The sequence below is a fragment of the Paraburkholderia sp. genome, assembly GCF_034668105.1.
Taxonomy (GTDB): Bacteria; Pseudomonadota; Gammaproteobacteria; order Burkholderiales; family Burkholderiaceae; genus Paraburkholderia.
This window is the reverse complement of the sequence record NZ_JAXDPY010000132.1, coordinates 1-23,896: the sequence shown is the minus strand read 5'-3', so window position 1 is coordinate 23,896 and position 23,896 is coordinate 1. Positions and strand designations below refer to the sequence as shown.

22 protein-coding genes and 1 pseudogene are annotated in these 23,896 nt (G+C 62.4%); 17 read left to right on the top strand and 6 right to left on the bottom strand.

The window, feature by feature from the left end:
- Positions 1 to 118 precede the first annotated feature (118 nt).
- The 9 genes from tadA to QOC89_RS06255 all read left to right on the top strand — a co-directional run bounded on the left by tadA (position 119) and on the right by QOC89_RS06255 (position 8,810).
- Positions 119 to 772, top strand: coding sequence for a tRNA adenosine(34) deaminase TadA (gene tadA / locus QOC89_RS06295; RefSeq protein ID WP_323044235.1), 654 nt, complete (start codon positions 119 to 121; stop codon positions 770 to 772).
- A gap of 31 nt (positions 773 to 803) precedes the next feature.
- Positions 804 to 1,730, top strand: coding sequence for a muramoyltetrapeptide carboxypeptidase (gene ldcA / locus QOC89_RS06290; RefSeq protein WP_323044234.1), 927 nt, complete (start codon positions 804 to 806; stop codon positions 1,728 to 1,730).
- A gap of 313 nt (positions 1,731 to 2,043) precedes the next feature.
- Complete coding sequence (locus QOC89_RS06285; protein WP_323044233.1) at positions 2,044 to 2,784, top strand: GntR family transcriptional regulator; 741 nt, start codon at positions 2,044 to 2,046, stop codon at positions 2,782 to 2,784.
- Positions 2,785 to 3,120: 336 nt separating this feature from the next.
- Positions 3,121 to 4,602 carry an NCS1 family nucleobase:cation symporter-1 gene (locus QOC89_RS06280; RefSeq protein ID WP_323044232.1) on the top strand — a complete coding sequence of 494 codons (1,482 nt, stop codon included), beginning with the start codon at positions 3,121 to 3,123 and terminating at the stop codon, positions 4,600 to 4,602.
- Between the two features lie 38 nt (positions 4,603 to 4,640).
- Positions 4,641 to 5,507: an aspartate/glutamate racemase family protein gene (locus tag QOC89_RS06275; RefSeq protein ID WP_323044231.1), complete on the top strand. Its 867-nt coding sequence runs from the start codon at positions 4,641 to 4,643 to the stop codon at positions 5,505 to 5,507.
- Positions 5,508 to 5,739: 232 nt separating this feature from the next.
- Positions 5,740 to 6,690, top strand: a complete 951-nt coding sequence (puuE, locus tag QOC89_RS06270; protein WP_323044230.1) for an allantoinase PuuE — start codon at positions 5,740 to 5,742, stop codon at positions 6,688 to 6,690.
- Positions 6,687 to 7,208 (top strand): 2-oxo-4-hydroxy-4-carboxy-5-ureidoimidazoline decarboxylase, encoded by a 522-nt coding sequence (gene uraD, locus QOC89_RS06265; protein ID WP_323044229.1) that lies wholly within the window; start codon positions 6,687 to 6,689, stop codon positions 7,206 to 7,208. Before puuE ends, uraD begins: the two co-directional genes overlap by 4 nt.
- A 79-nt stretch (positions 7,209 to 7,287) precedes the next feature.
- On the top strand, positions 7,288 to 8,301 hold the full coding sequence (alc, locus tag QOC89_RS06260) for an allantoicase (protein ID WP_323044228.1): 1,014 nt from the start codon (positions 7,288 to 7,290) through the stop codon (positions 8,299 to 8,301).
- Complete coding sequence (locus QOC89_RS06255; protein WP_323044227.1) at positions 8,298 to 8,810, top strand: ureidoglycolate lyase; 513 nt, start codon at positions 8,298 to 8,300, stop codon at positions 8,808 to 8,810. Before alc ends, QOC89_RS06255 begins: the two co-directional genes overlap by 4 nt.
- Positions 8,811 to 8,938: 128 nt before the next feature.
- Here QOC89_RS06255 and QOC89_RS06250 read toward each other — a convergent pair whose 3' ends face one another.
- The 4 genes and pseudogenes from QOC89_RS06250 to uraH all read right to left on the bottom strand — a co-directional run bounded on the left by QOC89_RS06250 (position 8,939) and on the right by uraH (position 11,314).
- A complete protein-coding gene (locus tag QOC89_RS06250; protein WP_416340364.1) occupies positions 8,939 to 9,109 on the bottom strand; it encodes a hypothetical protein in 171 nt (56 codons plus the stop codon).
- A gap of 57 nt (positions 9,110 to 9,166) precedes the next feature.
- Positions 9,167 to 9,331, bottom strand: a pseudogene (locus QOC89_RS06245) (type II toxin-antitoxin system HipA family toxin); the annotation flags it as partial.
- A 132-nt stretch (positions 9,332 to 9,463) separates the two neighbouring features.
- Positions 9,464 to 10,657, bottom strand: a complete 1,194-nt coding sequence (locus QOC89_RS06235) for a urate hydroxylase PuuD (RefSeq protein ID WP_323044225.1) — start codon at positions 10,655 to 10,657, stop codon at positions 9,464 to 9,466.
- Positions 10,658 to 10,960: 303 nt separating this feature from the next.
- Positions 10,961 to 11,314 (bottom strand): hydroxyisourate hydrolase, encoded by a 354-nt coding sequence (gene uraH / locus QOC89_RS06230; protein ID WP_012433320.1) that lies wholly within the window; start codon positions 11,312 to 11,314, stop codon positions 10,961 to 10,963.
- Positions 11,315 to 11,825: 511 nt separating this feature from the next.
- On the opposite strand from uraH, the gene QOC89_RS06225 reads away from it, so the two are divergent.
- Positions 11,826 to 13,223 (top strand): 8-oxoguanine deaminase, encoded by a 1,398-nt coding sequence (locus QOC89_RS06225; protein ID WP_323044224.1) that lies wholly within the window; start codon positions 11,826 to 11,828, stop codon positions 13,221 to 13,223.
- A gap of 116 nt (positions 13,224 to 13,339) precedes the next feature.
- Here QOC89_RS06225 and QOC89_RS06220 read toward each other — a convergent pair whose 3' ends face one another.
- Positions 13,340 to 14,272 (bottom strand): LysR substrate-binding domain-containing protein, encoded by a 933-nt coding sequence (locus QOC89_RS06220; RefSeq protein WP_012433318.1) that lies wholly within the window; start codon positions 14,270 to 14,272, stop codon positions 13,340 to 13,342.
- A 250-nt stretch (positions 14,273 to 14,522) separates the two neighbouring features.
- Here QOC89_RS06220 and QOC89_RS06215 point away from each other — a divergent pair, with 250 nt between their 5' ends.
- The 4 genes from QOC89_RS06215 (at position 14,523) to QOC89_RS06200 (ending at position 19,442) form a co-directional block, all read left to right on the top strand.
- Positions 14,523 to 16,121: an ABC transporter ATP-binding protein gene (locus QOC89_RS06215; protein WP_323044223.1), complete on the top strand. Its 1,599-nt coding sequence runs from the start codon at positions 14,523 to 14,525 to the stop codon at positions 16,119 to 16,121.
- Positions 16,122 to 16,202: 81 nt separating this feature from the next.
- A complete protein-coding gene (locus QOC89_RS06210; RefSeq protein ID WP_323044222.1) occupies positions 16,203 to 17,300 on the top strand; it encodes an ABC transporter permease in 1,098 nt (365 codons plus the stop codon).
- A 38-nt stretch (positions 17,301 to 17,338) separates the two neighbouring features.
- The gene (locus QOC89_RS06205; protein ID WP_323044221.1) at positions 17,339 to 18,268 is read left to right on the top strand and encodes an ABC transporter permease; all 930 of its coding nucleotides are present in this window, start codon (positions 17,339 to 17,341) and stop codon (positions 18,266 to 18,268) included.
- Positions 18,269 to 18,347: 79 nt separating this feature from the next.
- Entirely contained in the window at positions 18,348 to 19,442 is a 1,095-nt protein-coding gene (locus QOC89_RS06200; protein WP_323044220.1) for a BMP family ABC transporter substrate-binding protein, read from the top strand.
- A 215-nt stretch (positions 19,443 to 19,657) separates the two neighbouring features.
- Here the strand turns inward: QOC89_RS06200 and QOC89_RS06195 are convergent, their stop codons facing one another.
- The gene (locus tag QOC89_RS06195) at positions 19,658 to 19,864 is read right to left on the bottom strand and encodes a dodecin (RefSeq protein ID WP_091793652.1); all 207 of its coding nucleotides are present in this window, start codon (positions 19,862 to 19,864) and stop codon (positions 19,658 to 19,660) included.
- A gap of 316 nt (positions 19,865 to 20,180) precedes the next feature.
- On the opposite strand from QOC89_RS06195, the gene QOC89_RS06190 reads away from it, so the two are divergent.
- The 3 genes from QOC89_RS06190 (at position 20,181) to QOC89_RS06180 (ending at position 23,878) form a co-directional block, all read left to right on the top strand.
- Positions 20,181 to 21,773 carry an ABC-F family ATPase gene (locus QOC89_RS06190; protein ID WP_323044219.1) on the top strand — a complete coding sequence of 531 codons (1,593 nt, stop codon included), beginning with the start codon at positions 20,181 to 20,183 and terminating at the stop codon, positions 21,771 to 21,773.
- Between the two features lie 187 nt (positions 21,774 to 21,960).
- Complete coding sequence (locus QOC89_RS06185; protein ID WP_323044218.1) at positions 21,961 to 23,151, top strand: nitronate monooxygenase family protein; 1,191 nt, start codon at positions 21,961 to 21,963, stop codon at positions 23,149 to 23,151.
- A gap of 70 nt (positions 23,152 to 23,221) precedes the next feature.
- On the top strand, positions 23,222 to 23,878 hold the full coding sequence (locus QOC89_RS06180) for an OmpW/AlkL family protein (RefSeq protein ID WP_323044217.1): 657 nt from the start codon (positions 23,222 to 23,224) through the stop codon (positions 23,876 to 23,878).
- Positions 23,879 to 23,896 lie beyond the last annotated feature (18 nt).

Genomic DNA, 23,896 nt, shown 5'->3' with positions numbered 1-23,896 from the left:
GCAATCTCAATGCGGCTGAAGCGGGTTCGCAGTGAGCGTGCCGCTTGCCCGCTGTGTCGAGTCAGGCCCGGAGCCGGTCGAGTCCGCGGAGTGTGACAAATCGGCCGGGACGGCGACGTTGCCGGCTGCCCAGCCTGAATTCGCCGGTTTCGGCACGACGGTGCCGGTGAGCGATTCGGCTCAAACGGTTGCCGCCCCTGCGTCGTTCCACACCGATCCTCCGCCAGACGAACCGCCCGCACGGGCCGGGTCGGAGCGCGATCGTCGCTTCATGGCGCTCGCCCAGGCCGCCGCCGAACAGGCCCGCGCAGCCGGCGAGGTGCCCGTCGGCGCGGTACTCGTGCGTGGCGACGACGTCATCGCCACGGGGTTCAACCATCCGATCGGCGCGCACGACCCATCCGCGCACGCGGAAATGGTCGCGTTGCGGGCCGCCGCGCAAGCCGTCGGGAACTACCGGCTGCCGGGCTGCGAACTCTACGTGACGCTCGAGCCCTGCCTGATGTGCGCCGGCGCGATCATGCACGCGCGCATCGCCCGCGTCGTGTTTGGGGCACGCGATCCGAAGACGGGAGCGTGCGGCAGTGTCGTCGATGCATTTGCGAATCCGCAGTTGAATCACCACGCCACGGTGACGGGCGGCGTGCTTGAAACCGAATGCAGCGCCGCGCTCAGATCGTTCTTTGCGGAGCGGCGTCGCGCAAGCCGTGAAGCACGCGCGGCGGCGCGCGGTGAAGCGCATACCGAACCGGGGCCGGCCGAGCCGCTCTAAACAACACAACAACGTCCAACAGGTCTCGCCAATGACCGTCCATCGCACCATTGAGCTGATCGCACCGTCCGGGTATCCGCATGATTCCGAAGTGCTGCATCGCGCGTTGCGCCGCCTGCATGCCCAGGGGCATCGCGTCAACGGTGTCGAGGCGACCCGGCGCCGATACCAGCGTTTCGCCGGCACTGACGGCGAGCGTGCCGCCGAGCTGAACCGGCTGGCCGATCCCTCGCGTCAATTGCCCGACATCGTGCTGGCCGTGCGTGGTGGCTACGGCGCGGTGCGCATCCTTCACGGACTCGACTACGATGGGTTGCAACGGCGACTGACCGATCAACCGGTCGCACTGGTGGGCCATAGCGATTTCACCGCGGTTCAGCTGGCTTTGCTGGCGCGCGCGGGACTGAAAACGTTCGGCGGCCCGATGTTGATGAGCGACTTCGGCGCGGAAGATCTGAGCGAATTCACCATGCGGCACTTCTGGTCCGCGCTGACCCAGCCGACCATGACGGTGACGAGCAACGCGCCGCAAGCGCAGACTGCCGATGTGAGCGGCACGCTGTGGGGCGGCAATCTGGCGGTGCTGACGTCGCTGATCGGCACGCAGTACATGCCTCCGGTGCAGGGCGGCATTCTGTTCGTTGAAGATGTCAATGAACAGCCGTTCCGGCTCGAGCGAATGCTTTATCAGCTGCATCTGTCGGGCATCCTCGCGCAGCAGCAGGCACTCCTGCTCGGCGATTTCTCCGGCGACAAACCCTACGATTACGACAACGGCTACGACGTGCACGCGATGATCGAACAGGTCAGGTCGGTGGTCGGGATTCCGGTGATCACCGGTCTGCAATTCGGCCATGTTCCTAACATGCTGACGCTGCCGGTCGGTGCGGACGCGCACCTGGTCGCCGGCGCGCACGGGTTCAAATTGACGTTGTCGGGCTATCCCTCTCTCGCCTGAACTTCGCAGGGGCAGGGAAGCGGGCGTTTGCCCGCTTTCATTTTGAATTCGCAACGCAACTAACGGTCTATTACTTCCGTCAACCGCCAGCAGACGCGCCAGTGAAGGCCCATCTATTTTGTTGACAAAAACCGCTTCCAATAGGCGCCGCCGCCACGCTTAATTAAACTGGTGCTCAAGCCACGCAAGGCTGACCCGCCGCGCCAGCGGGTCCAGAACCCTTGGCCTTATCAAAATTGTCAAAATTCAAAGCAAAAATTGTTGACAATTTTTATGTCCATCCTATGATGACCAACATACCGAGACGAACATCATGTCCGACACAGATTCCGCCAGCTCGAATGGTTCAAAACCCGAAGTGATCGCCGAGCGCATCCGCGCCGCGATCCTCGAGCATCGGCTCGCACCTGGCGCCAAGCTGACCGAAGCACAGTTATGCGAAGTATTCGGCGTGAAGCGAGGACCGATCCGTCAGGCGCTGGCGCAACTGGCCACCGACCATCTCGTCGACCTCGAACCGAATCGTGGTGCATTCGTTGCCAGCCCATCGTTGCAGGAAGTGCATGAAGTGTTTGAAATGCGCCGGATCATCGAACTGGCGGTGGTTGAAAAGATTTGCGGCGGTCATGGGATGCGCCGTTTGAAGAGTATCGGCAGCATGATCGGCCGTGAACGCAAAGCGTTCGAAACACGTGATTTTCCGGCGTGGATTCGCCTGTCGGGCGAGTTTCATACCGAGTTGGCCGGGCTCACCGGCAACACCGTGCTGTGCGACTGTCTGAACGGACTGGTGGCGCGTTCCACGCTGATTTCGGCATTGTATGAATCGCTTGGACGCAGCCCGTGCTCGTTCGAAGACCACGAGGCGATTCTCGCCGCGCTCGACGCCGGCGATGCAAAAGAGGCCGCGGCGCTGATGGCGCGCCATTTGCAAAGCGTCGAGTTGAAGATGCTGGACCGCCCCGCACGTGGCGCGGCGGATCTGCATGAGGTGTTCGGCGCACTTAACGGTGCGTCCACGGTTTCATCCAAAGGCAAGTCCGCGCCAGACTGAGGCAGGCGCCCGGTGCGCGCTGCTTGCTGGTGCGCGCCGCACTGAATTGAACTGAACCAGATCAAGCGTTGCAAGGCGGCTCGGCGTGAGCGCTGCCGGCTTGCGCACGCGTGGCCGTCATCGAATGGCAGCCTTGAAGTCGTAACGCATTGCCGGGATTCGCGGCTACCGGCAGTGCGATAACCACAAGTACACCAAGTACGGAGACACCCGCGGCGCGGTCTACAGCCGGCTTGAACCTTACGTTTCCGGAACGGGACGAGGAGGGCGCGACTGGCATGGCCGATGCAACGTCCTTCGATTCGCAATCGACGGTCCCTATTCAAAGGAGGAGTCATGGCTCAGTTCAGTGCAGCGTCCGGCAGTCCCGCAATTCCCACCTATGCAGACGGCGGCGCGCCCAGCGATCCGTCGATACCCGCAGGCTACAGCGAGCGGCTGTACAACGAAGACCTGGCGCCACTGCGCCATCAAACCTGGGGTGCCTATAACATCTTCGCATTCTGGATGTCGGACGTGCACAGTGTCGGCGGCTATGTGTTCGCGGGCAGTCTGTTCGCGCTCGGGCTGACGAGCTGGCAGGTATTGATCGCGCTGCTGGTCGGCATTGCGATTGTCAACGTGCTCTGCAACCTGATTGCGAAGCCGAGTCAGGCGAACGGCGTGCCCTATCCGGTGGCCTGCCGCGCCACGTTCGGCGTGCTCGGCGCGAATATCCCCGCCGTGATTCGTGGTTTGATCGCGGTTGCGTGGTACGGCATTCAAACCTATCTGGCTTCGAGCGCGCTGGTGATCGTGGTGCTGAAGTTCGTTCCGCAACTGCTGCCCTATGCGGACGTGCATCACCATGGCTTCATGGGGCTGTCCACCCTGGGCTGGGCCGGCTTCATGTTGTTGTGGGTGTTGCAGGCGCTCGTGTTCTGGCACGGCATGGAGACCATCAAGAAGTTCATCGACTTCGCCGGCCCGGCTGTCTACGTGGTGATGTTCATTCTCGCGGGCTACATGGTGTATCGCGCAGGATGGCGAAACATCGGCATCAATCTCGGCGGCGTCAAATATCACGGCATGGAAGTGGTGCCGGTGATGATCACGGCAACCTCGCTGGTGGTCTCGTACTTCTCCGGACCGATGCTGAATTTCGGCGACTTTTCCCGCTACGGCAAGAGCTTTCGCAGCGTGCAGCGCGGTAACTTCTGGGGCTTGCCGGTCAACTTCCTCGCCTTCTCGCTGGTGACGGTGATCACGACCGCGGCGACGTTGCCGGTATTTGGCCAGCTGATCACGGACCCGGTTGAAACAGTGGGCCGCATCGACTATCCGACCGCGGTGATTCTCGGTGCACTGACCTTCACGATTGCGACGATCGGCATCAACATCGTCGCCAACTTCGTGTCGCCGGCCTTCGACTTCTCGAATGTCGCGCCGCGTCTGATCAGCTGGCGCGCGGGCGGCATGCTCGCGGCGGTGGCGTCGATCTTCATCACGCCGTGGAACCTGTTCAACAATCCGGCGGTGATTCACTACACGCTCGACGTGCTCGGCAGTTTCATCGGCCCGTTGTATGGCGTCCTGATCGTCGATTACTTCCTCGTCAAGCGTCAGAAGATCGTGCTCGATGATCTCTACTCGGTGTCCCCGAGCGGCTCGTACTGGTACCGCAACGGCGTCAACTACCGCGCGGTGGCTGCCTTGCTGCCGGCTGCGTTGATCGCCGTGATCTGCGTGATGGTGCCGACACTCGACGGACTCGCGAATTTCTCCTGGTTCATCGGCGCCGGCCTGGCCGCGCTGTTCTATCGCGTACTTGCACGCTAATTGGCAAGCTGGTTTTTTGAGTCGCAACAGGAGTCGATATGCGCATCAAACTGATTAATCCCAATACGACACAACGTATGACGGACGCGATGGGCCGCTGTGCGCGCGAGGTCGCCGCGCCGGGCACCGAAGTGATTGCGGTGAATCCGACGATGGGGCCGCCGTCGATTGAAGGCTATTACGACGAAGCGCTGGCGACGCCCGGCTTGCTCGCCGAGATCATTGCCGGCGAACGCGAGGGCTGCGATGGCTACGTGATCGCCTGCTTCGGCGACCCCGGTCTGTACGCGGCACGCGAGCTGGCGCGCGGTCCGGTGATCGGTATCGCCGAAGCCGCGATGCATGCGGCAAGCGTGCTGGCGCCGGGGTTTTCGGTGGTGACCACCTTGGCGCGCACCTGCGGCATGGCGTGGCACCTCGCGGAGCGCTACGGCATGAAGCGTTTTTGCCGCAACGTGCGCGCCACCGATGTCGCCGTGCTCGATCTGGACAAGCCCGGCTCGGCGGCGCGCCGCATCATCCTCGACGAATGCCGGCGCGCGCTGGAGGAGGACGGGTCGGACGCGATCGTACTCGGTTGCGCCGGCATGGCCGAGTTGTGCGCGGAGATCGAAGATGCGTTGGGCGCGCCGGTGATCGAGGGCGTGACGGCCGCGCTCAAATGGACCGAGGCGCTGGTCGCGCTGCGGCTCTCCACGGCCAAGCGCGGCGACTATGCGCGGCCGCTGGCCAAGCGTTACGACGGCGCATTGGAAGCCTTCAGCCCGAGCGATGCGGACCCCAATCCGCAGCCGCCCCGCGATTCGGCCGCAAGCGCCGCGAACAGCGCAAATTCAAGCGGCTCACTGCGGGTAAACACCACGGAACGCCCGGTGGGACCGGCTTCGCACATACTTCCGCTCTGACACGCACTATCTGCCCGGGTGTATGGGCGCATCCGGGTGTTTTCGCTACACTGATCCCACTCGGCGCTGGTGCCCGAAGGCTATTTTGCTGCTGCTTCGGGTGCCTCTATTGAGGGCTGTTTTCCCCGCGCCGGTGTGAGTAACATGCAAACGCGCGCATACAGACCCCACGTGCATGTCACGTGAGTTCCACGCGAATTTTACGTACCGTCACCACGCTTTTCGTCAAACCATGCCACTCGACTCGAACTATCCACGCGATCTGATCGGCTACGGCCGCTACCCCGTGCAGGCGAACTGGCCGGGTCGAGCGCGTGTCGCGGTGCAATTCGTCCTGAACTACGAAGAGGGTGGTGAAAACTGCGTGCTGCACGGCGATCCGGGTTCGGAGCAGTTTCTTTCGGAAATCGTGGGCGCGGCGGCTTATCCGGCGCGTCACATGAGCATGGAGTCGATTTACGAATACGGCTCGCGTGCGGGCGTGTGGCGCATCCTGCGCGAATTCGAAAAGCGCGGCCTGCCGCTCACGGTGTTCGGCGTCGGCATGGCGATCGAACGGCATCCTGATCTGGGGCGCGCCTTTGTCGAACTCGGTCATGAGATCGCTTGCCACGGCTATCGCTGGATCCACTACCAGGACGTGTCGCCGGAAAAGGAGGCGGAGCACATGCGCCTCGGCATGGAAGCGATCGAGCGCATTACGGGCCAACGTCCGCTCGGCTGGTATACCGGTCGCGATAGTCCCAACACGCATCGTCTGGTCGCCGAATACGGCGGCTTCCTGTACGACTCCGATTATTACGGCGACGACCTGCCGTTCTGGATGGATGTCGAAGTCACCGGCGGTGCGAAGAGCCCGCAACTGATTGTGCCGTACACGCTCGACACCAACGATATGCGCTTTGCGAGCCCGCAGGGTTTCAACACCGCGGACCATTTCTTCACGTACCTGCGCGACGCGTTCGACGTGCTCTACGAAGAAGGCGACGAAGCACCGAAGATGCTTTCGATCGGCATGCACTGCCGTTTGCTCGGCCGCCCTGGGCGTTTCCGTGCGCTGCAACGGTTTCTCGACCATATCGAACAGCACGATCGCGTGTGGGTGACGCGGCGCGTCGATATCGCGCGTCACTGGCGCGAACATCACCCTTACCAGCAAAACAACCGCGGGGCAGCGGCATGAAGGCGATGCAATACACTCTGGACCAACTCAACAGCACCTCGACCGACGCGTTCGTCGCGGCGTTGTCGGGCATTTTCGAGCACTCGCCGTGGGTCGCGGAAATCGCCGCGCAGCAACGTCCGTTTGCCAGCATCGACGAACTGCATGCCAAGATGTCGGGCATCGTCGAGACTGCGGGCGAAGCGAAGCAACTGGCGTTGATCAATGCCCACCCGGAGCTCGCCGGCAAGGCCGCGGTGCGCGGCGAGCTGACCGCCGAATCCACGCGTGAGCAGAGCGGCGCGGGCCTCGCCCAGTGCACGCAGGCAGAATTCGACAAGCTGCTGGCGCTGAACAGCGCCTATCGCGAGAAGTTCGGATTTCCGTTCATCCTCGCGGTGCGCGGTTACGACCGCCACGGCATCATCGCCAACTTCGAGGCACGCGTGAATAACAGTCGCGCCGATGAATTGCGCGCGAGCCTCGATCAAATCTATCGCATCGCACGTTTCCGGCTCGACGACCTGATCGACGCGTAAGGTTTAACCACCCGTCGCGAACCTCGAACCGCGGCCCGAAGCGCTTTTTCAGCATCAGCAAACATTAAGGAAGACAAAGATGGCACTCCCGATTCTCGACCCCAACGCACCGGAATTCACGCGCCGCTATGTGAATCTGGCCGACCCGCGTCTGGGCGCGCAGGCGCTCGAGGCCAGCGACGATTTCTTCGCACCGAAGGAACGCATGCTGAATCCGGAACCGGCCGTCTTCATTCCGGGCAAATACGACGACAACGGCAAGTGGATGGACGGCTGGGAAACGCGCCGCAAGCGCGCCAACGGCTACGACTGGTGCGTGGTGAAGCTCGCGCGTCCGGGCGTGATCAAGGGTCTCGACCTCGACACCAGCCACTTCACGGGCAACTTCCCGCCGGCAGCTTCGGTTGAGGCTGCGCGAGTCGTCGACGGCGTGCCGAACCAGTCGACGCAATGGACCGAAATCGTCCCGTCGACTACGCTGCAAGGCAATAGCCACCACTATCGCGAAGTCGCCGATGCGAACGCCTACACGCACCTGCGCGTGAACATCTATCCGGACGGCGGGATTGCGCGCCTGCGGGTGTATGGCCAGCCGCAAGTCGACTGGGCGGGCGCGAGCCGCACGGAGCAGTTCGATCTGGCCGCGATGGAAAACGGCGCCTATCTGGTGGCGGCGAACAACCAGCACTTCGGCGCGGCATCGACGATTCTGATGCCTGGCCGCGGCGTGAACATGGGCGACGGCTGGGAAACGCGCCGTCGCCGTGAGCCGGGCAATGACTGGGCGATCGTCGCGTTGGCACAACCGGGCGCGATCAGGAAGATCGAAGTCGACACGGCTCACTTCAAAGGCAACTATCCGGACCGTTGCTCGATCCAGGCCGCGTTCGTGACGGGCGGCACGGACAGCTCGCTGATCACGCAAGCCATGTTCTGGCCGGTGCTGCTGGGCGAACAGAAGCTGAAGATGGACAACCAGCACTATTTCGAAAGTGAAATCGCTGCACTGGGTCCGGTCACGCACGTGCGTTTCAACATCATTCCGGACGGCGGCGTGTCGCGTCTGCGTCTGTGGGGCACGCTCGCATCATGAAAACGCTGGCGATCGAACCGTTGACGAAGGAAGCGTTCGCCGCATTCGGCGACGTAATCGAACTCGAAGGCGCGAAGCAGATTCCGATCAATCTCGGCACCACGATCCGCTATCACGATCTCGCGAAAGTGGACGTGACCGACGAAAATGGTCGCACGCTGGTGAATCTGTTTCGCGGGCAACCGCGCACGCTGCCGTTCGAAGTGAAGATGCTCGAGCGCCATCCGCTGGGCAGCCAGGCTTTCGTGCCGCTGAACGACAAAGCGTATCTGGTGGTCGTGGCGCCGGCGGGGGAACTGGACCCGCAGCAGATTCGCGCGTTCGTGACGAACGGCTGGCAGGGTGTGAACTATGCGAAGGGCGTTTGGCACCATCCGCTGATCGCATTGGGCGACGTGAGCGACTTTATCGTCGTGGATCGTGGCGGCGATGGACTCAACCTGAACGAGCAGGATCTGGCGGAGTCGCTCTGGCTCACTGAAGATGCGTTGAGCGCGGTGACTGTTTGAGGTTTCGCGCTTCGACGTAGCAGGTCGAGCAAGTCGACGATGCAAAAAGCCCACAGCGCAATGCTGTGGGCTTTTTGCTTTTTTGCTTTTTGCTTTCCAGAGGAGGGTTGGCGGCGCAATGCCGTATCTCAGCGGCGCTTGCCGAGGAGGGGTGAACGCCCGATGACTTCACGCGCGCGTTCCGCCTGTTCTGGCGCGGAAAATCCCGCCGCCTCGATCGCCGGTTTAAGTCCTTTGAATTGCGGGCTTTTTTTCAGCGATCTCAAGGACGTCATGCCTTCGTCCCACGCATGCAGCATCTACTTGGCGACGTGGCGCCATGCGGCTCGTTGCGCGCCGCTTCGATCAACTTATGATGGATGCAGGTCGCGCGGCCAGCGCCAAGCTTCTTCGCGCACCGGCATGGTCAAGCTGACGAAGTCGTTCGCCGTCGCGTCGCGGTTGTATTTGAGGACGTAATCGTCGCGCTCACGGAACAGGCTAGCGACGTTTTTTCCCAGAACCTGAACGTCGAGCCTCATGAGTCGGAATCCGGCTGGCGTTGCTCAACCAGCATATCCTCGAGCGTCCGCCCGTGTCCGTGGGGAACGAATTTGAGGTCGTAGCCTGCCGCCTCGATCCGCAGCGCCGGGCGCGATGCCCGGCCATTTCCATTACTTCGCCGCACCGCCTTCGAACCACGCGGCGATCTTCATGCGTTCCTCGTCGGTCATCTGTGTGACGTTGCCCAGCGGCATTGCCTTCAAGGTCACCGCCTGCTGATAGATCCGCTGTGCGTTCTGCGAGATCTCATCCGGCGTATCCAGCAGCACGCCGGCCGGGGCGCTGCCCATCATCGTCGGATGGGCAGAGTGGCACGCGACGCAACGCTGTTGCAGCACCGGCGCGATATCGGTCACTCGAACGACCGGTGCATTCGCAGCCTGTGCTTGCGGCACGACCGGCTTGGGCATCGTCGAGAAGAGGGCGGCAAACATCAGCACGATACCCACCAGCGGCAAATACCACAGCACCTGGCCACGGTGACGCATCACGAAGAACTGGCGAATCAGCGCGCCGGCCAGCATGATCATCAGGAGCACGACCCAGTTGTACTGATTCGTGTAGGTCATCGCGTAGTGGTTCGACAGCATCGCGAACACCACCGGCAGCGTGAAATACGTGTTGTGCACCGAGCGTTGCTTGCCGCGCTTGCCGTAGATCGGGTTCGGCGTTTCACCCTTGAGCATCGAGGCAACCATCTTGCGCTGACCCGGGATGATCACGAAAAACACGTTCGCCGACATGATCGTTGCCAGCATCGCACCCATGATCAGGTAAGCCGCGCGGCCCGCGAAGATGTGGCACGCGAGGTACGCCGCGATCACCACATAAATACCGACGCAGATGCCGAGCACTCTGTCTTTGTTGCCGAGCAGACGGCACAGCGAGTCGTAGACGATCCAGCCGGCGGCGAGGAAGCCGAGTGCCGATGCAACCGCGACCACCGGGCCCATGTCGAGCACGTTCCTGTCGATCAGGTACGTGGACGGCGAGAGCAGATACAGCACCGTGAAGAGGCTCGCGCCCGACAGCCACGTGGTGTACGACGGCCACTTGGACCAGTGCAGGTCGTCCGGCATTTCCGGCGGCGCGACGGTGTACTTCTGCATGTTGTAGAAGCCGCCGCCGTGCACGTGCCACAACTCGCCGAACACGCCGCGCTTGCGCTGGTTCGGGTCGGTAGGCGGTTTCAGGCTGTTGTCGAGCGCGACGAAATAGAACGATTCGCCGATCCACGCGATGGCGACGATGACGTGGAACCAGCGCAATGCCAGGTTCAGCCAGTCAGTGATAAAGCCTTCCATGAAACTCCTCCACTTCTGATTCGTTGTACGCGCAACGACGCTTGCGCCCTGGTTACGCCTTCGGTGAACCGGCTGACGGGTCGTCGGCATGCACGGTGTCGCTGCGCAGACTGCGGGGTGAGAAACGCAATGCGCTCAGTTCGCACGGCGTCATTTTTTATTGGAACCTGAGGTCGAGTCGCTCGCATTCGATTGCGCTGCGCGGGTGTGTCTCCACGCATCTGCGCAGTGCAATCGGGCGCGCTCAAGAATGCGACTTCAACCTCGTCTTCCTCCAAAGCTTGTCGAAAAACGCGGCGACGCTTAACTGCCCCGATAGGTGCTGTACGACCACGGCGATACCAGCAGCGGCACGTGATAGTGCGCACCGGCATCGGCCACGCCGAAACGCAGCACAACGCGGTCGACAAAACGCGGCTCGGGCACCTTCGTGCCGATCGATGCAAAGTAATCGCCGGCGCCGAACACAAGTTCGTATTCCCCCGCGACCAATGCGTCGCCTTCGAGCAGCGGCTGGTCACAGCGGCCGTCGTCATTGGTGGTGGTGGTTTTGAGCGCGCGGCGGGTGTCGCCGGAGAGCGCGAAGAGTTCGACCTTGATGCCCGCGCCAGGACGGCCGTTCGCGGTGTCGAGCACATGGGTAGTGAGCTTTCCCATTCGCAATTTTCCTTATGTGAATGCGAGGTTTCGGCGGCGGCCCGATCCGGAATACGTTGCGGCGGATCGAGGCTCCACGTCAGTGGCTACATACCCGTCGGCGAATTGAAGCGAGCGCCGTGGCAGCCATTGTAAAAAGGATGTTCACGTCAGCGCACGCGAGATAGGAAAGATAATAGCTGGCGCATGACAGACAGCCCATTGAAAGCCGCATCGAATCGATTTGTTCGATTGTTGCAGTGCATTTGACCTGTCGGCGGATCGTACCGGCGCCAAAAAGGCCCACTATATCGACAGCGTGAACTTGGGTATCTCATTGGCGCGAGTTGTCAGCATTATTTTGGCCGTCGAAGGTTACGCCTGTGCCGCAGCATCGCGGCACACCCGAAGACGGCGATTACACGCTGGGTAACCGGGCCAACGGCGTTCAACGGGACGCGGCGGCACGGTTGGCGTGCCGTCACATCGCCTTCGAACGGCTTTGCACGGAAGCAATGAAGCGGAGAAACGAATGACGATGGAACAGGCGGCGCAAAAGCCGAACAAGCCGAAGAAAACGATGCTGGTCAAGCACGCGGATGTGCTGGTCACGATGGACGGCGCCCGGCGCGAACTGCGCGACGGCGGCATGTATATCGAGGACAACCGCATCGTCGCGGTCGGACCCACGGCGGAATTGCCGCAAACGGCCGACGAAGTACTGGACATGCGCGGCCACCTGGTGATTCCAGGGCTGGTGAACACGCACCACCACATGTATCAGAGCCTGACGCGCGCGATTCCGGCCGCGCAGAACGCCGAGTTGTTCGGCTGGCTGACCAGCCTCTACAAGGTATGGGCGAATCTCACACCGGAGATGATCGAAGTCTCGACCTTGACGGCGATGGCCGAGCTGTTGCTGTCCGGTTGCACGACGTCGAGCGACCATTTGTATATCTACCCGAACGGCAGCCGCCTCGACGACAGCATCGTCGCGGCAAAGCGGATCGGCATGCGTTTTCACGCCGCGCGCGGCAGCATGAGCGTGGGTCAGAAGGACGGCGGTTTGCCGCCGGATTCGGTGGTCGAGCGTGAAGCGGACATTCTGAAGGACACGCAGCGGCTGATCGAAACGTACAACGACGAAGGGCGTTACGCGATGCTGCGTGTGGTGGTGGCGCCGTGCTCGCCGTTCTCGGTGAGCCGCGATCTGATGCGCGAATCGGCGGTGATGGCGCGGCATTACGGTGTGTCGCTGCACACGCACCTCGCGGAGAACGTCAACGACATCGCGTACAGCCGCGAGAAGTTCGGCATGACGCCGGCCGAGTATGCGGAAGATCTCGGCTGGGTCGGTCGCGATGTATGGCATGCGCATTGTGTGCAACTCGACGACGCGGGCATCGAACTGTTCGCCCGCACGGGCACCGGCGTTGCGCATTGCCCGTGCTCGAACATGCGGCTCGCGTCGGGCATTGCGCCGGTCAAGCGGATGCGTCTTGCCGGCGTGCCGGTGGGCCTGGGCGTCGACGGCTCGGCGTCGAACGACGGTGCGCAAATGATCGCGGAAGTGCGTCAGGCGTTGCTGTTGCAACGGGTCGGCTTCGGACCGGACGCGATGACCGCGCGCGAAGCGTTGGAGATCGCGACGCTAGGCGGCGCGAAGGTGCTCAATCGCGATGACATCGGTGCGCTGGCGCCGGGCATGGCCGCGGACTTCGTCTCGTTCGATCTGCGTCAGCCGTTGTTTGCCGGTGCCTTGCACGATCCGGTCGCGGCGTTGGTGTTCTGCGCGCCTTCGCAGGTGAGCCATAGCGTGATCGGCGGCAAGGTGGTGGTGAAAGACGGACAGTTGACGACGCTGGAACTCGGACCGGTCATCGAGCAGCACAACCGGCTGGCGAAGACGCTGTATGAAGCGGCAGCGTAACGACGGAGAAAGGGACGAGTAATCGCGCACTGGCAGCGGCACTGTTATCGGCATCCATCAGACCGGACGCCGATAACAGGGGCCGATAACGGGGACCAATAAGCCCAGCGCAAGGATCAAGGCTTGTCGATCAACGTCTTGGTGGCTTCGGCCACCAGACTGCGCAGCCAGCGTACTTCGTCGGAATAATGCACGCGCTCGTGCCACAACTGGTAGTACTGCATCGGCGGGAAATCGAGCGGGGCGGGCACCACGGTCAGCGGCAGGAACTTGGCGTAGTAGTCGGCAAACAGGCGCGTCGTCGTGAAGATCAGATCCGACTTGATCAGCACGTAAGGCGCCAGATTGAAGTACGGCAGCGTAACGACCACATGACGTTTTAACCGCTCGCGCGCGAGATGCACGTCGATCGCGCCGCGTTGGCCCACCGAGTAAGGAGTAGGCGCAAGATGCGGCGCATTCAGATACTGGTCGAGCGTCAGGCCGCCGCGTTTGGCGAACGGATGCGCGTTACTCATCAAACAGACGATCTGATCGACGAACAGATTCGACAGGTGCAGTTGTTCCGGCGGCTCCGGCCAGTTGCCGACCACGATGTCGAGCTTGCCGTCCTCGAGCGCGAGTTCGTAGTCGAAGGCCGGCCCGAGCGAGTGAAATTCGAGCGTCGCGTTCGGCGCGGCCTGACGAAAACGTTCGACCACCGTCGGCACGAACAGCACGTTCAGGTAATCCGGGCAGCCGATCCGGTAGCAACGGATCGAGGTGGCCGGATCGAAGTTGTGCTGCTGGAACTTGATGCGTTCGATCTCGCGCAACGCGTTCTGCACCGGTTCGAGCAGGCGCAGGCCGTACTCGGTCGGCACCATGCCGGACTTGCCGCGCACCAGCAGCGGGTCGCCGGTGATGTCGCGCAAGCGGCGCAGCGCCGCGCTGATAGCAGGTTGCGATTGATTCAGTTTGACGGCCGCGCGCGTGACGCTGCGCTCCATCAGGAGGGTGTGCAAGACGCGTAACAGGTACGTATCGATCGCCTCGCGTTGCTGACTCATGACTTCTCCGAAATATATGTTCTGGCTGATCGAGCGGGCGTAGGTGTATATGACTTTTAATATGAACACAAATCCCCGTCAAGAGTGGGATACCCGCAGAGCACGCTGCGGCGCGGGTTTGCGGGGAATTTTGGCGGCTCGACTGAGTGGGTCGAATTAGGTATTGTCATCCGGTTGTGGTGACGGATCGCTTGCTGACAGGGCAGGCGGACGCGCCGCGGCGGCAGTCTTCGACGTAATACGGAATCACATGAGCGACTCTTATAGCGACGGCGCCGCCGCGCAGCCGGCAGCGAGGCCGGAACAGGCGGCGCCCCGGTTGATGCTGCAGGGCATCACCAAACAATATCCGGCCGTGCGGGCCAACGACGACGTCACGTTGGTCGTCGCGCCGGGTGAGATCCATGCCGTGCTCGGCGAAAACGGCGCCGGCAAAAGTACGCTGATGAAAATCATCTACGGCGCGGTGCGGCCGGACGCCGGTGAGATCCGCTGGGAAGGCCAGCCGGTCGAGATCGCCAGCCCGGCGGCGGCGCGCAAGCTCGGCATCGGCATGGTGTTCCAGCATTTTTCGCTGTTCGAGACGCTCACGGTCGGCGAGAACATCGCGCTCGCGCTCGACGAACCGTTCGATCTGAAGACGCTTTCCAAACGTATTCGCGAAGTCTCCGCCGATTACGGCCTCGATATCGACCCGCAGCGTCACGTGCATAGCCTGACCGTGGGCGAGCGGCAACGCGTGGAGATCGTGCGCTGTCTGCTGCAGAATCCGCGTCTGCTGATCATGGACGAACCGACTTCGGTGCTGACGCCGCAAGCGGTCCGCAAGCTCTTTGCGACGCTGCGGCGTCTCGCGGCGGAGGGCTGCAGCATTCTCTACATCAGCCACAAGCTCGACGAAATCCAGGAACTGTGCGACACCGCCACGGTGCTGCGCGGTGGCCGCGTGACCGGTCAGGTGAGTCCGAAAGAAGAAACCCATGCATCGCTCGCGCAATTGATGGTCGGCCATTCGCTGCCGGATTACACACGGCGTGAACACACCCCCGGCGCGGTGCTGCTCGACGTGAAGCAGTTGTCGGTGGAAAGCGACGATCCGTTCGGCACCTCGCTCGATAACGTCTCGTTCGGCGTGCATGCCGGGGAGATCTTCGGTATCGCGGGGGTGTCGGGCAATGGGCAGGCCGAACTGCTGTCGGCGCTTTCGGGTGAAAAGCGCGGCACGCGCGCCGATGCGGTCACGATTTGCGGCAAGCAGGCAGGGCGCCTCGGCGCGGGCGGGCGGCGCGCGCTCGGCTTCGGGTTTGTGCCGGAAGAGCGTCTGGGCCGCGGGGCGGTGCCGGCGATGACGCTGTCGGAAAATGCGCTGCTCACGGCCCATCGCCAGCAGATGGTGAATTCCGGCTGGATCAAGGCCGGCGCGATGCGCGCCTTCGCGAGGCGTTGCATCGAAGCCTTCGACGTGCGTTGCGGCGGTTCTGAAGCGCTGGCGCAAAGTCTGTCTGGCGGCAACCTGCAGAAATACATCATGGGACGCGAGATTCTGCAGGCACCCAAGGTACTGGTCGTCGCGCAGCCGACCTGGGGCGTCGACGTCGGCGCGGCGGCGTTCATTCGCCAGCAATTGCTCGACTTGTCGGCGCGCGGGGTGGCGATCCTGGTGATTTCCGAGGAGCTGGAAGAGTTGTTCGACATCTGCGATCGCATCGCGGTGCTCGCCGGTGGCAGACTTTCGCCGGTGCGTGCCACGGGGGCGACCAACGCCGAGGAAATCGGCCGCTGGATGGCAGGCCTGTTCGGCGACCGCGAGGGCGCGGCACCTTCGGCGGAACAGCCGGCGCATGCGTGAGCCGAAGCCGGATCGACCGCAATGCATCGACCGCTTTGCAGCGACGCTAAACACAAGAACCCGCTCTAACCACACGCTCCCATGATTCTTCCGTATCGACTCGAAGCACGCACGACGCCCTCGCGCACAATGCAGCTTGCCGTGCCGCTGATCGCCGCGTTGCTCACGCTCGCGATCGGCTTCCTGATCTTCAGCCTGGTCGGCCGTGATCCGCTCGAAGCCATGCACGCGTTTTTCATCGAACCGCTTGCCAGCGTGAACGGCTGGTCCGAACTGCTGCTGAAGGCCTCGCCGTTGTGCCTGATCGGCCTCGGTCTCGCGATCGGCTACCGCGCGAACGTCTGGAATATCGGTGCGGAAGGGCAGATGCTGCTCGGCGGCATCGCCGCGAGTGGCGTCGCGATCTATTTCGATCAGGCCACCGGCTGGTGGATTCTGCCGACCATGATGATCGCCGGCGTGCTCGGCGGCATGGCGTGGGCGGCGATCCCCGCGCTCCTGAAAAGCCGCTTCAACACCAACGAGATTCTGGTCAGCCTGATGCTCACGTATGTGGCCACGCAGTTGCTGATCTATCTGGTGAGCGGCCCGTGGCGCGATCCGCAGGGGATGAATTTCCCGCTCTCCGAAATGTTCAGCGGCGACGCACTCTATCCGACGTTCTCCGGCGACTGGCACTGGAAATGGCTGCGCGGCACGCGTTTGAACGCCTCCGTGTTCGTCACGCTGATCGCGATTCCGTGTGTGTGGCTGTTCATGCGCAAGAGCTTTGCGGGCTACCGGATGAACGTCGGCGGTCTCGCGCCGCTCGCCGCGCGCTACGCCGGTTTCTCCGACAAGAAAACCATCTGGACGTCGCTGCTGATCAGCGGCGGCCTGGCGGGTCTCGCCGGCATGGGCGAGATCGCGGGTCCGATCGGCCAGTTGCAGGCCACCTGGTCGCCGGGCTACGGCTTCACCGCGATCATCGTCGTGTTCGTGGGGCGGCTGCATCCGATCGGCATCGTGCTCGCGAGTCTTCTGATGGCGCTGCTGTATCTGGGCGGCGAAGCGGTGCAGACCTCGATGCAATTGCCGCAGGCGCTCTCCGGCGTGTTCCAGGGGTTGTTGCTGTTTTGCCTGCTGGGTGCTGACCTGTTCGTCAACTATCGCGTGCGCCGGCGTTCCGTCGCCGCGTAAGTCCACTCATTCGCCACTGATTTTCCCGCCGGATCTCCATGGATATTCAACAAGCCAGCGCGCTCACCTCGAGCGCCGTCACCGCCGCGATCCCGCTGATGTTCGCGGGCGCGGGCGAACTCGTCACCGAGAAGTCGGGCGTGCTCAACCTCGGCGTCGAAGGCATGATGCTGATGGGCGCCGTGACCGGCTATGCGGTCACCGCCATTACCGGCAATCCGTGGCTCGGGGTGGTTGCCGCGATCGGCGCCGGCCTCGCGATGTCGCTGCTGTTCGCGTTCCTCACGCTGACCATGCTCGCCAATCAGGTCGCCACGGGCTTGTCGCTGACAATCTTCGGCATTGGTTTGTCGGCCTATGTCGGCAAACCGTACACGTCGGCAGCGGTGCGCGCCACGATCGACACGTGGACGATTCCGGGTCTCTCGAAGATCCCGGTGCTCGGTCCCGCGCTCTTCAGCCTCACGCCGCTCGATTACCTCGCGTTCCTGATGTTCGCGGTGATCTGGTGGTTCCTGTATCGCACGCGTGCGGGCCTCGTGCTGCGCTCGGTCGGCGAATCGCCGCAAGTGGCGCACTCGGTCGGTTTTCCGGTGATCGGCGTGCGGTACGGCGCGGTGGCCTTCGGCGGCGGCATGGCCGGGCTCGCGGGCGGTTATTACTCGATCGTCAATCTGCATTTGTGGCAGGAACAGCTGACGTCCGGCCGCGGCTGGATCGCGCTCGCGCTGGTGGTGTTCGCGACGTGGCGCCCGGGACGCCTGCTGATCGGCGCGCTGCTGTTCGGCGCTGTGACCGGGCTGCAGTTTTACGCGCAGGCCATCGGCGTGCCGGTGCCGACGCAGTTCCTCGCGATGCTGCCGTATGTCGCGACCGTCGTCGTGCTGGTGCTGATTTCCCGCAATCCGAACACGATTCGTCTGAATGCACCCGCGTCGCTCGGCAAGCCGTTTTTCTCGGCGGGCTGATGGGGACGGATTCGCCGGCGTATTCGCACGTGACCGACCACACGTTTCAAATCAATCGACAAACACGACAGGAGAAAACATGAAGAGAAGAAATCTGCTGACCGCATTCGCATGGGGCGCGGCCTCGCTGGCGCTCGCCGCGCCGCTCGCGCAAAGCGCGCAGGCGGCTGACGCACCGGGCGTCGCATTCGTCTACCTCGGCAATCCGGGCGACGCCGGCTGGACCTTCGCGCACGATCAGGGCTCGAAGGAAGCGGAGGCGAAGTTCGGCAACAAGATCAAGATCACCCGCATCGAGAACGTGCCGGAATCGGCCGACTCGGAGCGCGTGTTCCGCGATCTCGCGAACAAGGGTAACAAGATCATCATCGGTTCGAGCTTCGGCTATCAGGATTTCGAACTGAAGGTCGCGAAGGACTTCCCGGATACGGTGTTCCTGCACGCAACCGGCTACAAGAAGGCGCCGAACTTCGGCACCTATGACGTGCGTATGTACCAGGGCGCGTACCTGGCAGGCGTGGCCGCGGGCTATGTGACGAAGACCAACACGCTTGGCTTTGTCGCGTCGGTGCCGATTCCCGAGGTGGTCCGCAACATCAACGCGTACACGCTCGGCGCGCGCTCGGTGAATCCGAAGATTCACACCAAGGTCATCTGGATCAACAGCTGGTTCGATCCGGGCAAGGAAAAGCAGGCCGCTGAAACGCTGATCGGCCAGGGCGCCGACGTGCTGCTGCAAAACACCGATTCGAGCGCGACGCTCGCGACCGCATCGGAAAAGCACGTGCATGCATTCGGCTGGGATTCGGACATGAAGAAGTTCGGTCCTGACGCGCACCTGGGTTCGGTGGTCGCGCACTGGGGCGTGTATTACAACGCGGCGATCCAGCAGGTGCTGGACGGCAAGTGGAAAAACGATCCGGTGTGGTGGGGCATTCCGCAGAAGGCCGTCAATCTCGAGGACCTGAACACGTCGGCGATTTCAGCCGACGCGCAGAAACAGGTCGCGGCGAAGCGCGAAGAACTGGCTGGCGGCAAGTGGGATGTGTTCACTGGTCCGATCAAGGATCAGTCGGGCGCGGTGAAGGTTCCGGCAGGTAAAACGCTGACCGATCCCGAACTGCAACGTCTGAACTGGTATGTGGAAGGCGTGGACGGTTCGCTGCCGAAGTAATGCGGGTTTCGCGGCCGTGGCGAGCCGCGTGGCACTGCCGGGCAGGTCGCGATCGAGCCGGCAACGATTGGCCGGGGAACAGTTAATGGAGGCCGTTTTCGGCCAGCAAGCGGTTTCAGAAACCGCTGCAAACCGCTGCATCAGGACGCTGCGTCCGATATGGACGCAGCTTTTTTTTGCTTCGGAGATGTGTCGAAGATGTTTCAGGTGAAGCGCTAGTCGATGCGCAGGCCGACCTTGATGGTCACCTGCCAGTAGGCGACTTTGTCGTTTTCGATCTGGCCCCGCGTTTCGGTCACTTCGAACCAGTGCAAATTGCGCAGTGTCTTCGACGCTTTGGCGATCGCGGTGCTGATGGCGTCGTCGATCGATTTGGTCGACGAGCCGGTCAGTTCGATTTGCTTGTAGACGTGTTCTGACATGAACTTCCTCCTTTGATCTTCGTTGGTGTGCAAAAAGTATAGGCAATGGATCGCGGCCGATGTCCTTCGTGCGAGCGAGTCATTTCGCACATCGCGTGCCCGGTAGGGCGCGGCGAGGCGAGGCCGTCAGGGGATCCGATGGCCCCGCGCAGTGGCTGGAACTTACGCAGGAGGCGCGAAGCAGGGATGAACGAAGCATGCGCGAGGCTCGAACGCGGCGTCAAAACGCGCGGGCACGGCGCGCGTGGGGGTTGAATTCGCGATAACCTGCTAAAATATTGGGTTGTTCGCCGATATCACCTTCAAAGGACGCGCCGTGCTGTCTACCGCCAATATCACCATGCAATTCGGGCCAAAGCCCCTCTTCGAGAACATCTCGGTCAAGTTCGGGGGAGGGAACCGCTATGGCCTGATTGGTGCGAACGGCTGCGGTAAATCCACCTTCATGAAGATCCTGGGTAGCGATCTGGAACCGAGTTCCGGCAACGTGATGCTCGAACCGAATATCCGTCTGGGCAAGCTGCGTCAGGACCAGTTCGCATACGAAGACGTGCGCGTGCTCGACGTCGTGATGATGGGCCACGCCGAAATGTGGGCCGCCATGACCGAGCGCGACGCGATCTACGCGAACCCGGACGCGACGGACGACGACTACATGCACGCCGCCGAACTCGAAGCGAAATTCGCCGAGTACGACGGCTACACCGCCGAAGCGCGTGCCGGGGAGCTGCTGCTCGGCATCGGCATCGCGATTGAAGACCACAACGGTCCGATGAGCAATGTGGCGCCTGGCTGGAAACTGCGCGTGCTGCTCGCGCAAGCGCTGTTCTCGAAGCCGGACGTGCTGCTGCTGGACGAGCCGACCAACAACCTGGACATCAACTCGATCCGTTGGCTGGAAGACGTGCTCAACCAGTACAACTCGACGATGATCATCATCTCGCACGATCGCCACTTTCTGAACCAGGTGTGCACGCACATGGCCGACATGGACTTCGGCACGCTGAAGGTCTATCCGGGCAATTACGACGACTACATGCTGGCCAGCACGCAGGCGCGCGAGCGTCAGCAGAACGCCAACGCCAAGGCGAAGGAGCGTGTCGCCGACCTGCAGGACTTCGTGCGCCGCTTCTCGGCGAACAAGTCGAAGGCGCGTCAGGCGACCAGCCGTCTGAAGATGATCGACAAGATCAAGATCGAGGAATTCAAGCCGTCGTCGCGGCAGAACCCGTTCATCCGCTTCGAGTACGAAAAGAAGCTGCACAACATTGCGGTGGTAGCGGACAAGATCTCGAAGAAGTACGAGCGCTCGATCTTCAACGACTTCAGCATCAGCGTGCAGCCAGGCGAGCGGATCGCGATCATCGGCGAGAACGGTGCGGGCAAGACCACGCTGTTGCGCTCGCTGCTCGGCAGGCTCACGCTGGATCACGGCACCGTGAAGTGGGCGGAAAACGCCAACATCGGTTACATGCCGCAGGATACGTACGAAGAATTTCCTGACGACATCACGCTGATGGACTGGATCGACGGCTATCGCCAGGAAGGCGACGACGAGCAGATGGTGCGCGGCACACTCGGCCGTCTGCTGTTCAATGCCGACGACATCCGCAAATCGGTCAAGGTGCTCTCCGGTGGCGAGAAGGGCCGCATGATCTGGGGCAAGCTGATGCTGGGCCGCCACAATGTGCTGCTGATGGACGAGCCGACCAACCACATGGACATGGAATCGATCGAATCGCTGCAGATCGCGCTCGACAAGTTCGAAGGCACGCTGATTTTCGTGTCGCACGACCGTGAATTCGTCAGCGGCCTTGCTAACCGCATCATCGAAGTGAAGACCAACGGCACGCTGAACGACTTCGGCGGCAACTACGAAGACTTCCTGTTGAGCCAGGGCGTGCAGTAAGCGCGCTTCGCTTCACGGCGCAGCGTCACGCGAAGCCCGCTTCTTCGAAGCGGGCTTTTTTCATGACCCGCATCAACCCACCCGGCTCGAAACCCACCCGGCAAACAGCCTCATTGACCCAACGCAACGCAAGCCGCGCCCAACGACCGATTATCAGCGCTTCGATCGTTCATTCCTCGGCTCGTCAATGCACACCTCTCACTCATTCGCACCGCTCGTTATCCGCGGCCGCTCGTTGCTGCCGATCGTACAAGGCGGCATGGGCGTCGGGATCTCGGCGCACCGGCTGGCCGGCAGTGTCGCCCGCGAGGGTGCACTCGGCACCATCGCCAGCATCGACCTGCGTCATCATCATCGCGATCTGATCGAGCTGTGCCGGCAATCGCCTGATCGGGCGACGCTCGAACAGGCGAATCTCACCGCGCTGGCCCGCGAAATCCACGCTGCCAAAGCGCTCAGCGGTGGCCGCGGGATGATCGCCGTCAACGTGATGAAAGCAGTCAATGCGCAGACGGAGTACGTGCGCGTTGCCTGCGAACACGGTGCCGACGCGATCGTCATGGGCGCGGGCCTGCCGCTCGATTTGCCGGACCTGACAAAAGGCCACGACATCGCGCTGATCCCGATCCTGTCGGATAGCCGCGGCGTCGCGCTGGTGCTGAAGAAGTGGTTGAAGAAGGGCCGCTTGCCCGACGCCGTCGTGATCGAACATCCGGCCCGCGCAGGTGGCCATCTCGGCGTGACTAACCTCGCCGATCTGCACGACCCGCGCTTCGATTTCCTGCGCGTCCTCGAGGAACTCGATGCGGTATTCGTCTCGCTCGGTTTGAGTCGCCAGGATGTGCCCTTGATCCTCGCGGGCGGCATCAATAGTCACGAAGCCGTGCGCGAGCTACTGACCGCGGGCGCCAGCGGTGTGCAGCTCGGCACACCGTTTGCCGTCACCGAAGAAGGCGACGCGCATCCCAACTTCAAGCGCGTGCTGGCCGACGCGATGCCCGACGACATCGTCGAATTTGTCAGCGTGACGGGCCTGCCGGCGCGCGCCGTGAAGACGCCGTGGCTGACGCGCTATCTGCGCCACGAAACGAAAATCCGCGAGAAGGTCGGCGCGCTCAAACACACATGTCCGACCGCGCTCGAATGTCTGAGCGTCTGCGGCTGGCGCGACGGTGTCGAGAAGTTCGGCCACTTCTGCATCGACACCCGGCTCGCCGCGGCATTGCGCGGCGACGTGGCCAACGGTCTGTTCTTTCGCGGCCGCGAAGCGTTGCCGTTCGGCACCGCGATCCGCAGCGTCCACGACCTGATCGAACTGCTCCTGACCGGCGTGACGCGACCGGCTGTCGCAGGGCGATGGACGTTCTCGCTCGGTTGATGCGGGTCAACGTGAGGCCTCGCGAGAACTTCGACAATCCCCGCACGCAAACAAACACTCGGGGAAGCATATGAAGCACTCGCTCAGGAACAGGATCAGGGCCGCTGCGGTCGCGTCGTGCCTGCTATGTGCAGGCGTGCCGCTGGCGCACGCTCAGGCTGCCGGCAATGACCAGATGAACGGCATCCACGCCGGTGACATCCTGGTGCGTCTGCGCGCAATCAGCATCGTGCCGGACGTGCGAACCAATCAGTCGCTGTCGGCGCTCAACGTGGGCGTCAACAACGCCATCGTGCCGGAGCTGGATCTGACCTACATGATCCGCGATTCCCTCGGCGTCGAGCTGATTCTCGGCACGTCGCGCCATCAGCTGAGTTCGAGCCTCGGCAGTCTCGGCGGCGTGAACGTGTTGCCGCCCACGCTGTTGCTGCAATATCACTTCAACCACGCAGGGCGTATCCGTCCGTACGTCGGTGCGGGTCTGAACTACACGTTGTTCTATAACAATGGGCTGAACGCAGGCGGTCAGCCGATCTCGATCACCAACCACAGCTTTGGCCCCGCGTTGCAGGCAGGTGTGGACGTGCAGGTGACGAAGTCGCTGTTCGTCAACGCGGACATCAAGAAAATCTGGATGCACACCGATGCCTCGCTTGGCGGTCAGCCGCTCGGCCGTCTGAATATCGATCCGGTGGTGGTCGGTTTGGGTGTCGGCATGCGATTCTGATCGACGCGCGCGAGCAGC

What these genes read in the sequence shown, in the direction of transcription:
- QOC89_RS06195 (WP_091793652.1), bottom strand. Translation starts at nt 19,864, where the DNA reads ATGTCAGAACACGTCTACAAGCAAATCGAACTGACCGGCTCGTCGACC.
- QOC89_RS06280 (WP_323044232.1), top strand. Translation starts at nt 3,121, where the DNA reads ATGGCTCAGTTCAGTGCAGCGTCCGGCAGTCCCGCAATTCCCACCTAT.
- QOC89_RS06180 (WP_323044217.1), top strand. Translation starts at nt 23,222, where the DNA reads ATGAAGCACTCGCTCAGGAACAGGATCAGGGCCGCTGCGGTCGCGTCG.
- puuE (WP_323044230.1), top strand. Translation starts at nt 5,740, where the DNA reads ATGCCACTCGACTCGAACTATCCACGCGATCTGATCGGCTACGGCCGC.
- uraH (WP_012433320.1), bottom strand. Translation starts at nt 11,314, where the DNA reads ATGGGAAAGCTCACTACCCATGTGCTCGACACCGCGAACGGCCGTCCT.
- QOC89_RS06215 (WP_323044223.1), top strand. Translation starts at nt 14,523, where the DNA reads ATGAGCGACTCTTATAGCGACGGCGCCGCCGCGCAGCCGGCAGCGAGG.
- QOC89_RS06210 (WP_323044222.1), top strand. Translation starts at nt 16,203, where the DNA reads ATGATTCTTCCGTATCGACTCGAAGCACGCACGACGCCCTCGCGCACA.
- QOC89_RS06205 (WP_323044221.1), top strand. Translation starts at nt 17,339, where the DNA reads ATGGATATTCAACAAGCCAGCGCGCTCACCTCGAGCGCCGTCACCGCC.
- ldcA (WP_323044234.1), top strand. Translation starts at nt 804, where the DNA reads ATGACCGTCCATCGCACCATTGAGCTGATCGCACCGTCCGGGTATCCG.
- alc (WP_323044228.1), top strand. Translation starts at nt 7,288, where the DNA reads ATGGCACTCCCGATTCTCGACCCCAACGCACCGGAATTCACGCGCCGC.
- QOC89_RS06285 (WP_323044233.1), top strand. Translation starts at nt 2,044, where the DNA reads ATGTCCGACACAGATTCCGCCAGCTCGAATGGTTCAAAACCCGAAGTG.
- QOC89_RS06235 (WP_323044225.1), bottom strand. Translation starts at nt 10,657, where the DNA reads ATGGAAGGCTTTATCACTGACTGGCTGAACCTGGCATTGCGCTGGTTC.
- QOC89_RS06185 (WP_323044218.1), top strand. Translation starts at nt 21,961, where the DNA reads ATGCACACCTCTCACTCATTCGCACCGCTCGTTATCCGCGGCCGCTCG.
- QOC89_RS06255 (WP_323044227.1), top strand. Translation starts at nt 8,298, where the DNA reads ATGAAAACGCTGGCGATCGAACCGTTGACGAAGGAAGCGTTCGCCGCA.
- QOC89_RS06250 (WP_416340364.1), bottom strand. Translation starts at nt 9,109, where the DNA reads ATGCTGCATGCGTGGGACGAAGGCATGACGTCCTTGAGATCGCTGAAA.
- QOC89_RS06275 (WP_323044231.1), top strand. Translation starts at nt 4,641, where the DNA reads ATGCGCATCAAACTGATTAATCCCAATACGACACAACGTATGACGGAC.
- QOC89_RS06220 (WP_012433318.1), bottom strand. Translation starts at nt 14,272, where the DNA reads ATGAGTCAGCAACGCGAGGCGATCGATACGTACCTGTTACGCGTCTTG.
- QOC89_RS06200 (WP_323044220.1), top strand. Translation starts at nt 18,348, where the DNA reads ATGAAGAGAAGAAATCTGCTGACCGCATTCGCATGGGGCGCGGCCTCG.
- QOC89_RS06225 (WP_323044224.1), top strand. Translation starts at nt 11,826, where the DNA reads ATGACGATGGAACAGGCGGCGCAAAAGCCGAACAAGCCGAAGAAAACG.
- uraD (WP_323044229.1), top strand. Translation starts at nt 6,687, where the DNA reads ATGAAGGCGATGCAATACACTCTGGACCAACTCAACAGCACCTCGACC.